The organism is Selenobaculum gibii (assembly GCF_030273445.1).
Classification (GTDB): Bacteria; Bacillota; Negativicutes; order ICN-92133; family ICN-92133; genus Selenobaculum; species Selenobaculum gibii.
Window position 1 is genome coordinate 1,276,060 of the sequence record NZ_CP120678.1, and the last position, 13,663, is coordinate 1,289,722.

General features: G+C 37.9%; 8 protein-coding genes. 2 read left to right on the forward strand and 6 right to left on the reverse strand.

Annotated features, from left to right (window positions below):
* Positions 1-126: 126 nt before the first annotated feature.
* Together hflX and P3F81_RS06120 are read left to right on the forward strand one after the other, a co-directional pair.
* Positions 127-1,914: a GTPase HflX gene (hflX, locus tag P3F81_RS06115; protein ID WP_147668646.1), complete on the forward strand. Its 1,788-nt coding sequence runs from the start codon at positions 127-129 to the stop codon at positions 1,912-1,914.
* A gap of 26 nt (positions 1,915-1,940) precedes the next feature.
* Positions 1,941-3,191 (forward strand): methionine gamma-lyase family protein, encoded by a 1,251-nt coding sequence (locus tag P3F81_RS06120; RefSeq protein ID WP_147668648.1) that lies wholly within the window; start codon positions 1,941-1,943, stop codon positions 3,189-3,191.
* 323 nt (positions 3,192-3,514) lie between these two features.
* Here the strand turns inward: P3F81_RS06120 and P3F81_RS06125 are convergent, their stop codons facing one another.
* The 6 genes from P3F81_RS06125 to P3F81_RS06150 form a co-directional block, all read right to left on the reverse strand.
* Positions 3,515-3,706, reverse strand: a complete 192-nt coding sequence (locus tag P3F81_RS06125) for a DUF378 domain-containing protein (RefSeq protein WP_147668650.1) — start codon at positions 3,704-3,706, stop codon at positions 3,515-3,517.
* Between the two features lie 948 nt (positions 3,707-4,654).
* Positions 4,655-5,200 carry a hypothetical protein gene (locus P3F81_RS06130; protein ID WP_147668652.1) on the reverse strand — a complete coding sequence of 182 codons (546 nt, stop codon included), beginning with the start codon at positions 5,198-5,200 and terminating at the stop codon, positions 4,655-4,657.
* Positions 5,201-5,510: 310 nt separating this feature from the next.
* Entirely contained in the window at positions 5,511-6,197 is a 687-nt protein-coding gene (locus P3F81_RS06135) for a M48 family metallopeptidase (protein WP_147668654.1), read from the reverse strand.
* A complete protein-coding gene (locus tag P3F81_RS06140) occupies positions 6,194-9,451 on the reverse strand; it encodes a type I restriction endonuclease subunit R (protein WP_147668656.1) in 3,258 nt (1,085 codons plus the stop codon). The genes P3F81_RS06135 and P3F81_RS06140 overlap by 4 nt, the downstream gene beginning before the upstream one ends.
* The gene (locus P3F81_RS06145) at positions 9,448-10,743 is read right to left on the reverse strand and encodes a restriction endonuclease subunit S (protein WP_309320759.1); all 1,296 of its coding nucleotides are present in this window, start codon (positions 10,741-10,743) and stop codon (positions 9,448-9,450) included. Before P3F81_RS06145 ends, P3F81_RS06140 begins: the two co-directional genes overlap by 4 nt.
* On the reverse strand, positions 10,740-13,388 hold the full coding sequence (locus P3F81_RS06150; protein WP_147668660.1) for a type I restriction-modification system subunit M: 2,649 nt from the start codon (positions 13,386-13,388) through the stop codon (positions 10,740-10,742). Before P3F81_RS06150 ends, P3F81_RS06145 begins: the two co-directional genes overlap by 4 nt.
* Positions 13,389-13,663: the final 275 nt, after the last annotated feature.

Consider the following 13,663-nt stretch of genomic DNA (forward strand, 5'->3'; position numbering starts at 1 on the left):
ATTATTTTGCTTTAGTTATATAGTATATATTCTTTATAACTTTGTGATATAATAATAGATAACTTTGGTGAGGGAACAGAGGCTATTAGCAGCCTCTGTTATTTCTTCATAATGGAGGCGATACTTATGGACGATATATATGGAGATACTGATGGAATAAAAAAGAGTATTTTAGATAATTTAAAAACTCTTTATCAAATGACAATTCCTTCTTATCAAATTATTACTGCTGATTTGGCAAGAAGTTTATTAGATTTTACAAGGCAATTAAATAAAGAAATTGCCATTTATGTGAACAGACGTGGCAACATTATTAAAATTGCAATTGGTGGCATAAAAAATGTAAGTTTACCTGAAATCCGTGTTTCGAATCGCAAATTAAGTGGAGTTAGATGTATCCACACGCACCCTAATGGTGAATCTGATTTAAGTAGTCATGATATATCTGCTTTAAAACATTTGAAATTTGATGTTATGGCAGCTATAGCGGATGATTCACAGAATAATATTATAGTTTCTATTGCATTTTTGACGGGAGAATGTGAAGAAAGAGATTCTTTTATAGTAGAAGAAATAAAAAGTTTGTCGATTTCAGCTATTGAACGATTAGACTTAAAGTATTTAACTACAATTATTGATAATCGCCTTCTAAATCAATCTAATTTAATCGACTTAAATTTTTCGGAACGAGCAATTTTAGTTGGATTAGAGACAAAAAATAAAAAGATGCATTGGAGTATTAATGATTCCTTACATGAACTAAGTCAGTTAGCTGAGACTGCTGGTGCAGACGTTATATCTCAAATTCAGCAGAAGAGAGATTTGCCGGATAGCGCATTGTTTTTAGGAAAAGGGAAAATAGAGGAGTTGCTATTATTAATTCAAGATATACGAGCAACTCTTGTTATTTTTGACGATGAGTTATCACCATCACAACAAAGAAATATTGAAAATATATTAAATATAAAGGTTTTAGATCGGACAGCGTTAATTTTGGACATATTTGCACAAAGAGCACGTTCCTTTGAAGGAAAGTTGCAAGTTGAGTTAGCACAAATGCAATACCGCTTACCTAGAATAGGGGGGCAGGGACTCATTTTGTCCAGACTTGGCGGGGGAATAGGAACTAGAGGCCCCGGGGAGACGAAACTTGAAGTTGATAAAAGAAAAATTCGCAGTCGGATTACAGAGATTGAGCGGCAAATTAGCTTAATAAAAAAACAGCGTTCGTTACAAAGAGAAAATCGTTCCAAGAGCAATACGCCTACAGTTGCCTTAGTGGGGTATACAAACGCAGGAAAATCAACTCTTTTAAATTTGTTAACGAATGCTAATGTATTTGCAGAAAATAAACTTTTTGCGACGTTAGATCCTACTACTAGAAAATTGAATTTAGCGAATGCGAAAACAGTACTTTTAACAGATACGGTAGGATTTATTCAAAAGCTACCACATCAATTGATTTCTGCTTTTAGGGCCACATTAGAAGAGGTTCAAGAGGCTGATTTATTGTTACATGTTGTTGATTGTAGTCATCCTAATTATTTAGAGCAAATAAATTCGGTTATGTCCGTTTTAAGTGAATTAAATGTTGATGATAAGCCCATGATTTTGGTATACAATAAATGTGATAAATTGTCGAGTATACCAACTTATCCAAAAGAAAATGAATTATATATTTCGGCTAAAAATCGTATTGGAATAGATTCTTTATTAAAGCAAATTGAAGAGTTTTTTCTACAACAACATCTTGAACTTGAGTTGTTAATTCCATATAATGAAAGCGCATTAATTTCACAATTACATGAAATAGCAGTTGTACAAAAAATTGAATATGTTGAATTAGGAAACTTAGTACAAGTTTCTATTCCTAGTGAGTATTTAGCAAAGTATGAGAAGTATAAAAACATATAGTATAGTAAGTGAGGTCTAAATAATTTATGTATCCATTTTCAGAAAAAATTTTATTAACGAAACAACAATCCCTAATAGCATGTCGATCTTATTTTGAACGCGTTGAAGAAATTGCAGAAAAAAATACATTGAAAGTTCTAAATACATTACGTAAGCACAAAATTGCTGAGCATCATTTTCACACTACATCAGGCTATGCTTATAGTGATGCTGGAAGAGAAAAATTAGAACTTGTATGGGCTGATATATGCGGCGCAGAAAAGGCATTAGTTAGAACTCAATTTGTATCCGGAACTCATGCATTAGCATCTGTTTTATTTGGAATATTGCGTCCAGGAGATGAGTTGCTATCCATAACGGGAACTCCATATGATACTATGCAAACGGTTATTGGATATCATGAGGAATCGGCAGGATCATTAAAAGAATTTGGAATTTCATATAATGAAGTTCCAATGAAAAATGATAAAGTGGATTTAGAGGCTGTAAAAAAAGCAATTCATTCGAATACAAAGATGGTATTAATTCAAAGATCAAGAGGATATAGTTTACGAGCACCACTAACAATTGATGATATTGAAAAAATATGTACGTTTGTAAAATCAATTAAACATGATTGCATATGTTTTGTTGATAATTGTTATGGCGAGTTTGTTGATATAAGTGAACCAACCGCAGTTGGAGCAGATATTATGGCAGGGTCACTAATTAAAAATCCTGGTGGTGGTATTGCACCAACAGGAGGATATGTTGCGGGAAAAGCTGAATTAGTAGATTTAGTGTCTTATCGTTTAACTGCACCAGGAATCGGTAGTGAGTTAGGTGCATCATTAGTAGATAATAGATTACTTTTCCAAGGTCTATTTTTGGCTCCGCATGTTGTTGCCCAGGCAATAAAAGGCGCAATTTTTGCTGCTGAATTTTTTACTAAGTTAGGATATTATACATTGCCAGAAACAAGTGCGATTCGTAGCGATATTATTCAAGCAATTCAATTAAATAATAAAGAAAAAATGATAGCGTTCTGTCAAGGTTTGCAGAGATTTTCACCAGTAGATGCACATGTGAGTCCGGAACCTTGGGATATGCCAGGCTATTCTGATCAAGTAATTATGGCTGCTGGGACTTTTGTGCAAGGTGCGTCTATCGAATTAAGTGCTGATGGACCGATGCGAGCTCCGTATATTGTATATTTGCAAGGTGGTCTTACATTTGAGCACAGTATTATTGGAATAATGGGTGCTGCTCAAGCAATAGAAGATATACATAATAGTTGAAAAATTACATAGATTTAGATAAATTTTTACATTAGTTCCGATAATGATAAATTATCGGAACTAATGTTTTGTGGATTTTTAAAGCCATATATAACCATATAAGATCTGCTTAAAATCTATATTTATAAGGAACTTCTTTCTTTTTAAGCTTTTATTTGGTTTCGCGGGCAAAATGAGGGCAAATAAAAAAGCCGACACTGCATATTTTTACTTGTAGTGTCGGCTTTTTACATTTACGCCGTGATCAGAGCGATTAAAATCGCTACTTATCCCTATATCTCTTTAAGATATAGTTAAAAAATGCGAAAACGATATGATTTTTATTAAGTAACGTTTTCTCTGCCAAATAATTTTAGACACCAAATACCTGAGATCCCAACTAAAACATAAATTATTCTGCTTAATAATGAACTTTGCCCACCAAACAAAGTAGCAACTACATCAAACTGAAATATACCAATTAAAAACCAGTTTATAGCACCTATTATAACTAAAACTAAGGCTAATCTATCCATGAGAATTCAACTCCTTAAATTTATACTAAAAATAATATGTTCAAAAAAATAAATATAAATTCAAAAACATTTTATTTAAGTAACATTTCATTGATAAATCATATTAAAATATTCTTATACTACTCTTTTTAATTTTAATTATTAAAAAAAATATTCCTACCTTATTTAAGCTTTCTCCAGCGTATATCTCAACTGTATGGAAGCAAAAAAGCCTGTATTGCGTAAAGTTTGTTCACTCCATATCTGCGACTCTATATAAATCTAGGCATTGATACTAATTTGTTAATGTAACAATAACAAAAAAGGCTCTAGCAAAATGCTAGAACCTCAATATTCAGTTGTACGCCTTGTACGATTTAGATATACACACACGACTAAAGAATTCAAATTAAACTATATTTACAGTAAAATCAATTTCGTATTATTATTGACGATTGCCTTTTTATTGTTTATGTAGAATAGAAAAAGATACCAAACATAAATTAATTTGTGTTTGGTATCCTTTTTTTAATTCCAAGTATTAAATTTTATTTTTTCTTTTAGGCCTAAATCAAGTACAGTCACGAAACGTCTTCGTGGAACTTCTATTACAATACTACGTTCTACCCTAACTGATAATATATACTGATTTGAATTAACCTCACCTATAACGAATTGTATTAATGGGTTATAACTCAAAATTAAAACAATAAACATCATACTCTCTGAAAAAAAGGAATAAAATTTCGACTTGTTTTCATATTTTATATTTTTAACAAAACCCTCCAATGAGCTTATATACTATAACATTAAACAATCATTATAGCAAGTAAATAAATTCCATTCATATTTTCGATATTAATAAAATAACAGATAAATAAAAATCCACCAGCTTAGCTGGTGATATTCAGGCTACTTTACCAGCAACGCCAGCAATGACGTCCTACAGCCGCATAAGTTTATTACTTGCTACCCGGTGGCTATCGAACTTAATTGGTCATATATTTTATCTTCATGAGCGCTTTGAATCTCTTCGTCAAGATTGCTAAACCCTTTACTTTTACCTATGGATGTTGCTGGCATATTCTCAGCGTAACCTTTTTCCCTTTTACACGCCGCTAAAATAGTATCGCGATCTTTTTTCATCCATGCAGGAGCATTTTCTTTAGCACCTTCAATAAGTAATTCTTCCATAAAAAAATGCCCTACTAATTCATGCACAATAGTAGAAGCATCTGGTTTTTCAAATAATGTAATTACTGCGCGTCCTTCCTCATTCCATTGAATTGCGCCACGTGGATTATTTTCATTTTGATAATATTTTGTATCATCAACTAGCTTAAAAATATCCTTACTATGATTTTCAATGAGTTTTACTTGTTCTTCCGTAAGTCCTGTATTAGCTTTATTTACTTCGTATTTGATTTCAGTAAACATCCGCTTAATAGCTGCAATAAAACGTTCAAAAACATTACCCTCTATTTGTTGCAAGGGTTTCAAATAAATCTTGAGCATTTGTCACTTTTATCGCCTCTTTTAATTTATATTTCGCGTGTTCTTCCAACGCTTTTGGGATTATACCAATATAAAAAGACAAATCAATAGAGTTGATACAAATTTCTTTTATTTTTTTGACCACACTTTTCTTCTTTTGAATTAAATGCGATGGATTAACATAGATGGAAATAAAAAAACAAGAGCCGCCCCGTTGGAATCCTCTTCACTCCAACAGGGCGGCTCTTGTTTGCACCCAAAATAGCTCATCTCATTTTAATTTTGTACTGATTTCCCCTGGAAATATTTGCGCACCTGCTCTACCCACAATTCATATATCCAAACTTACACCATTCTCCTTAAGCCATTCTTTCCGCTCTGTATAATCTGGCAATATCTTGTCGACTTCATTCCAAAAAGCATCTGTATGATTGGGATAGATAAGATGCACCAATTCATGCACCACCACATAGTCGATGATTTTCATTGGTGCCATCATGGTTTTCCAATGAAAATTCAACATTTTGTCTTCAGAACAAGACGCCCAGCGTGTCTTTAAATCTAACACTCTTACCCCTGCAGGTCGTACGCCAAGCATCTCCTGATAATAACGCATTCTCGCGGCAAACTTCTTCATCCCTTTTTGCCGATAAAAATCAATAAACGATTTTTCAGCTGTCTCAACATCATTCTGCCGCAAACAGAAATAGCCATTCAGCAGTTTCAGTGGCACGTCTTGTGTATCGACAATTGACAAGCGATACGATTTACCAAGATATAAAAAACCCTGACCATTCACAAAATCCCGTTTTATCCTGGCAGCGTTTAGCATTTCCTTCTCTGCCAATTCTTTATAAACCCAATACCGCTTGTTCTCGATGACCTTTTCGATATCACTGATAGTTTTACTTTCTGGAGCCAGCACAGATACGCTGCTATCTGCTTCAATATATATACTTAGTGTCTTACGCTTGCTTTGTTTCAGCGTATAAGTGATATCCTTATATGTCCTTTTCATTTTCTCACCAATTCATCATGCCTTTGTTTTGCCAGAGCTAAAAAGTCAGCGGCAATCTCCTCTTTTCGGTCAACAACTTCGTCCATGCCCGAAAACAGCAGCAAATCCTCCACTTTACTTTGCAACTGCTGGCGCTCAAACCCTTTCGCTACAGTCCAAAAGCCCACAATTTTAATATCTGCTGCGATTGTTCGTACAATAGTGTGAACCAACGTTTGTAAGCTTGCACTTTGTTCTTCTGTTAAATCAGGAGTTTTTCCGTATACTTTCAGCACCAACAAATCATAAAAAGCTTCTTCGTGCGGCGGTAAATTCGTCCTGCTTCTCGACCTGCCCGCTTTCACCTCGTCAAACAAGGACAATAGCTGCTCATAGCGTTGATTGGTGTCATCTTTATATTCCTGAATTATCTTTTCTAGTTTTTCACTTAACCGCGCATACAACGCAGGGTCGCTTTCAAAGCTGACTTTGCAATGTTTACGAATGGCATGCTCCATTTCACTCGCCTTTGCCTTCTTAGAGCCCTCTTTGTCCAGCGACTTCTTAAAATCAGGCGATAACAATTCAACAGGAGGAACACGGGGGTCAATCCCCAGACTGATAAGATGTTCATTGATTAGGCGTTTCACTTTATTCCCCACGCCTGCAAAGTCAATGCTTTCATCCTTATACCGCTGTTTTACCAGATTATGAATATGCCCGAAAGCTTTCATCATCGGAATGTATGACGTAGCTGAAGCATGCGGCAATATAATATCCATACTCTGCAGAAAACCCTTATACTTTACATCAAAATCCGCTCTCAGCTTGATATCTTCCAGCAATTCCACACATGCTTCCACTATCGGATATTGTTCTTTTGCTTCGGCAATCTGGTATTCTACCAATTCACGAATACGACTGATTCCATTACTATAAAACAACTGCAACAACCGTTGGTATCGCTCTTCTAAGATGGGAACTTCAGAACTGATATCCTTCATCGCCCCTATAACATCTTCTTTGCCTTCGTCTCCATAAATTTGTAAAGCGTCATACAGATGATTGCCAATACCAATATAATCGACCACATAGCCGCATTTTTTGCCGCTTGCCGTTCGATTTACCCTGGCGATGGCCTGTAACAGATTATGCTCCACCATCTTTTTATCAATATACATGACCTGTTCAATCGGCGCATCAAAACCAGTAAGCAGCATATCGCACACCACAATGAACGCAATGCCTGTACGAGAATCACCTTCATCAAATTTCTTCTTAAAATTGTCTATCGCTTTTATTTCGCGCGAAGCCTTGCGGGCCCTTGTGATTTCTGGGTCTTCATTCGTACCATCACCAGATACCACCACCGCTGTTTTCAAAAAAGCAACTTTGGGGACAAGTTCTTCATCACTAGCTGCTTTAGCTCGCTCTTTTTCCAACCACTCCGCAAGCGCCAAATCGATATATTTCTGATAACGCGTAGCCGCCAACTGAGAGCTGGTAACTACCTGAGCCTTAAAACCATTGGGCAAAATGTGCTGAATATAGTGGTTCACCAAATCTCGCGCAATGCCTTCAATCCGTTTTTCCGCTTCCAGCACATCACCCATCGTACCGTATTTCTTTTTAATCGCCAGCATTTCTTCTTCGGTTCGTTCCTTGAACATATCTTCGAACTTTGCGTCAAATTCTGCTTTTTCATTAATAGCATTATCGCTGGTCTTGCCCTCATAAAGGATTTTCACAGTCGCCCCATCGGTCACAGCATCCTGCAAACGGTACGTATCAATATACGCGCCGAATGTCTCATAGGTCTTTTTAGTATGGCGGTCCGTAATAAGAGGCGTACCCGTAAATGCGATTTTTGTCGCATTGGGAAATGCACCGAACAGATTGCCGCTCAAAATCCCCTTTTGCGTGCGATGTGCCTCATCAATAAGAATCAGTATTTTCTCAGACTCGTTAACTATGCCTAATTCGAGATGTTCAGGCAACGCCTTTTCTTCACCATATTGGGCAAAGGCTTCCTTAACCACATCAGGCTGCTGCTTTTTTCGCTCTTGGAATTTATGTATCATGACCATCGTCAAATTAGAAGACGAAGTGGACAGTTTTTCCTTTAGTTCATCCGCACATTCCACATAATCTACACTTTCACCTGTCAGCACAGCCGTGTCTCCAAGCTGTTCTTCCAAGTCGATACGGTCATTAACCATGAGAATCTTATAATCGGAAAGCCCTTTGGTCGAACGCATTTTACGAATAAGGAAAACCATCGTCAGCGATTTTCCTGACCCCTGAGTATGCCAAATAACGCCTGAGCGTTCTTGCCACTTCTTCCCCTCCAGCATGCGAGCAACAGCCTTCCCCACTGCTCGCTGTTGTTGGTAACGGCAGACCACCTTGACTATACTGCTTGCTTCCGTTTCCTTATAAATGACAAAATGACGAATCACATCCAAAAGCGTAGCAGGCGGCAAAACACCCTGTATCAGCGTTTCCTGCGAACGCACTACGCCAAGCGGCGGTTCAAAGCTTTTATATTGCTCTGGATAGATGTCTTTCCATTCCAAATAGTGCTCATAAAAAGAGCTTATGCTACCCAGCTTCGCCTGCTCGCCACAGGTAGCAATACAAAGCTGGTTGAAATGGAATAAACGCTCTTCCCCTTCCTTTTCCGAAATGCCTTCGGAAAAATAGCGGCGATTGCTGTAACGTAAAATCTGCCGCACAGCTTCTTCCATCGGATTGGCTGTATAGCTATTCGGGTATTTGCATTCCACCACAACCACTGGCAAACCATTAATAAACAAGACGATATCAGGAATAATGAACGCCTTCGCCAAGCCAACAGTATCCACGCGAAATTGATTGATAGCTAGAAAATGGTTATCCTCGGGATGCTCAAAGTCTATCAACCGCACAACAGGTGATTCTTCCCCCGTCAACTCATTGACTGCAACGCGCGTATTTTTAGTAATCAACCGCAAAACTTCCCGATTAGCTTCCAGCAGGTTTTGATGCGGGTGGTCAATTATCTCCGCATATACTTCTTCTAGTTGCGCGTCAGTAAGCCATCCGCGCCCGTCCTCGGTCTTGTTTATCTGCTTTATCGCCTGTTTAAAAACATCCTTTAGCACTACTTCCCGAAAATTATCTCGCAAACTTACAGAAGGGTCAGTAGGAACACCAGGCGGATGTTCGATGACATTCCAATCCAAGCTTTTCAACTGTTCTAAAAAGGGTTTTTCCACAAAACTATATTCGCTCATCCTGTCGCCTCCTCAAGAGGTACCCGAACCTTACCTATTAACAGGTCTTGCATTAATCCTTGCTTTAACAAAGTAAGCTTATTAAGATGTATTATCTCAGTTTCAATTTTCGCATTAGCACTATCTAATGCTTCCACTATTTTTGCTTGCTCTTCTACCGAAATTAGAGGGACTTTGGTTTTTGCAAAATCCTGTTTAGTAAATGATGCTTGGTTTATCGCAGGTTTTGTAATAACTCTTATTTCATTTTGAACATAGTGACTTAAGAGTAAATAATAAAGAAACTTTGGAGTTGTATTTGTACTTGCTTTTATCCTAAACAAGTTTGTTGTATAAATACAAGGTCTTCCGATATCGTCGAAAATACATAATTTCCCCATCTGTTCAATACTATTTATAAAACAAAGCAAAATGTCGCCTTTTTCCAAAACATAATCTGCGATATTAGCGCCTTGCGGGTCACTTTCATACCAATATTTAAGTTCCTTAACATCTAATTTAGAATTATTGTCAATATTGCTTGATGTTAAAACAGGTACTCCTATATCTTCATGAGATATTTTTCTGGACAAGCCACTCTTTTGAAATGATATGTAATCACTTATTAAACAATCGTCCCAAGTTGTCGGTATCCGCCCAATTGGCGAATCTTTGAATTCATGGGTTTCCTCCGAACGAATATTGCCATGTTCATCAATACCTTTTGTCAGTAAATCCTGCATCATCCCTTGCTTGATGTTCTTGTACTTTTCAATCAACACTTCCGTTTTTCCGATGTTATTATCAACTGTTGTAAGGATTTCGGCGATTTTTTGTTGCTCTTTTTTAGATTTTGGAATGTGAATCGTAATATTTGTAACATCCTTATTGTTGATTGCTGGATAATTTGACCCAACCATCAGTGGTAAAACTTGTCCCATAAACTGTTCACTTAATACATATTGGTACAAATAATTAGCACTATATTCTTCATAAGTCCTTAAGACTACAAAACCTGTTGAACATATACAATTATCATATTCATTTGTTACATAAGCAAAAGCACGAAGATACGGTCTCACCGTAGAAACTATTATATCTCCTGCTTTGACAATTCTCCGAGCCCTACTCGGTGCATTTTTAAATTCAAAATCTGTATAGGCAAGAATTTTTCCTGGTTTGACACTCTCAATATCAATATATTTTATAACCAAATTAGAAGGAGTCGACATTGAAAGACTATCGGGATTAATCGAACTAATATCACCAATCTTTTTTATTCTCCAGCCATTTTCTCCTATCATTTCATTCATAGCATATACCCCAAATTCACTAGAGAGCATTTTAGTTTTTCCGCTTCAATATCTCGTTCTTGTTCTATTTCTTGCGCGGTCACTTTGTATTTATCCCACAAATTTTCAATCGCGGCAATAATATTCCGTCGATGTTGGTCAGTATATCCTTTTAAGGTATTGCACAACAACTGACAAAATCGCTCCATAATAAGCGTCCGCGCTTCATCGCTGCTGATTTTCCCCTTGGCAGCATCAACCAGCGCATCGGAATTATCTTTAATCCCTTTGATTTCCGCCTTCAACGTTTTTCGTTCCTCTTCCAATGCGACATGACGCTCTAACCGTTCATCAATCTGCTCTATTTCCAGCTGGTAGTCCTGTATTTCCGCCTGCGCCTGTGTAAGTTGTTCCTCCAGTGTGACACGTTCTATACCAACGCTGTCCAGTTTACTTTTATCGGCTTTTCCTTGGGCAATTTCTTTTTCGATTTTTTCAATCAGCTTGATAGTCGCTTTAGCTGTCTTTACCCTCTCTTTTTCAATGCTTTTTATCAGACCATTCAGCTGCTTCTTCTTTTCCTTCAACTCTTTAGCTTCATCTTTGCCCAAAACACCGTTATCTTCGTCCTGCGCATCGGACTCTCCATCCTCGTCTTCCGTAACTTCCACCGCTGCAAATAGGGCATCCAGTTCCGCCAATCTTGCGTCGATTTCTTCTGCACGTGCGACAATCTCAGGATGCTGTGATGCCAAGATATCTTCATCTGGAATCAGCTCAGCACTCCATCCTGAAGCAGCCACGGACTTCAAATCAGGCAGGATATCTCCCCAGAAGCTGACAAAGGCCCCCTCTATCTGATGCATGTTGAGCATAGGATATTGATTTATCGCCTGATAAAACGAAGCCAGAAACTCTTGGCGCATAGCATATATATCCTGCGTTTCATCCAGTTTAGAAAAACGCGCCTCGCTTTGCTCCCACCACGCCTTTAATGCAGTCATAATTTGCTGTTCCGCAGCTTGCACATCTGCATCGTTTTCGATTATCCGTTTGATATCCTCTTTTTCCTCAATTTCTTGTTTAAAGTCCAAATAGTTAGCATCCCTGTCATTAAACAGTTTTGCTGGAGTAAAGCCATGACTTGCCATCAGTTCCCGCATCGCTTCCACTTCGCCTTTAGGAATCCCGCCTAGCAAATGTGCCCGAACATCATGAGGCTCTGGCGCGGGTGAATTGTCCACATAGCGGCGAATATTGAAGTTGTATTCTTCCTGCGCAAGTTCGTCGTCAATGCTAACCAATCGTGAATACCCATCCACTTCCAGCTTATGACGATAAACATGCACGATTTTTTGAATATCTTCAGGGCGCAATGAATTCTGGTTCTTTCCTTCTTTATATTCACGGTCGGCATTGATAAACAGAATCTCCTTCCGCTCTTTTGCCCCCTGCCTGTTGATGACCAATACACAAGCAGCAATGCCTGTCCCATAAAACAAATTCGGAGGCAATCCAATGACGGCTTCTATTAAACCATCTTTTACAATGCCTTTACGTATTTTTTGTTCGTCTCCGCCCCGAAACAGAATACCGTGAGGCATAACAACAGCCAGCTTGCCCTCATCCTTCAAGCTGGCAATCATATGCTGTACAAACATCAAGTCGGCTTTCTTGCCCTTTTCTGGGCAAAAGCCATACCGAAAGCGTTCTTTAAATTCCATATCCTTTTTGCTGTAATTCTGCGAAAAGGGCGGATTGGCAATCACCCTGTCAAAGTGCATCCGTTCCCCATTCACAACATGACGGGGATTTTTCAAGGTATCATCATTGCGAATATCGGCAGATAAGACGCCATGCAGTATCATGTTCATCTTGCAAATAGCCCAGGTACTACCGTTATCTTCCTGGCCCGCCAACAACAGATTACGAGGGTTGCCCCCAGTTTCCTCAACATATTGTTTCGATTGAATGAGCATGCCGCCTGACCCCGCTGTAGGGTCATACACCGTCATACCTTCTTGAGGCGCAATAAGGTTGACCAGCAGACGAACGACTTCTGCTGGCGTATAGAATTCTCCGCCTTTTTTTCCTGCGCTGTCGGCAAAGTACTTAATCAAGTATTCATAAGCAGCACCCAACAGGTCAGGAAACTCAAAATCTTCGTTTCGCAGCGGCATCTTGTTGAAATGAGTAATGAACTCAATCAACAGGCTATCATCCAACGTCCGACTGCCGATTTTACGATTGAAGTTAATAGATGACTTCAATACATCCTGCAAGGTGTTTGGATTGTTATCCTCTATCGCTGCCAATGCTTTATTGAGAGCATTACCCACATCTTTCTTTACATGCAATAATCCACGGAAACCGTCTTCTAACGCCTGCTCTTCCGCCAATTCCCACCGCGCCGTTCTCGGCACAAAAAAAGTATACTTACCAGGCTTTTCAAGCTCCTTTTCCAACAAGTCTTGCCGTAAGCCTTTGCTCTCATACTCTGCTCGCAACAGCTCTTGTTCCACGACAAACTGGTCTGATAACCGCTTCAAAAACAACATGCCAAATATGTATTCTTTAAACTCCGAAGCATCCATCTTTCCACGAAGAATATCGCAAGCCTCCAGCAACAATCGCTCCAATTTATTCAGCGTCAATTTTTCTTTCATTAATTGCACCCTTTCAAAAATCCACATTATATATTTATATTTTAAATATTTAATTCGATAAAAAAGCCTTGTCTTCCTTGTATATATATCAAAAAATCCTACTTTTGCTTAATAACACACCACGCATAAACCAAATCAATCATTGTTATTACTTAATCTTCGCTATAGCAACTGCAACCCGATAATATATCATTTTTAATCAAAGTAGGGCTGTCGTTGTTTTTTCTTTTAATTGAAATCGTAAATTCAGGCAAATTATTTTATTGTCGCCAACA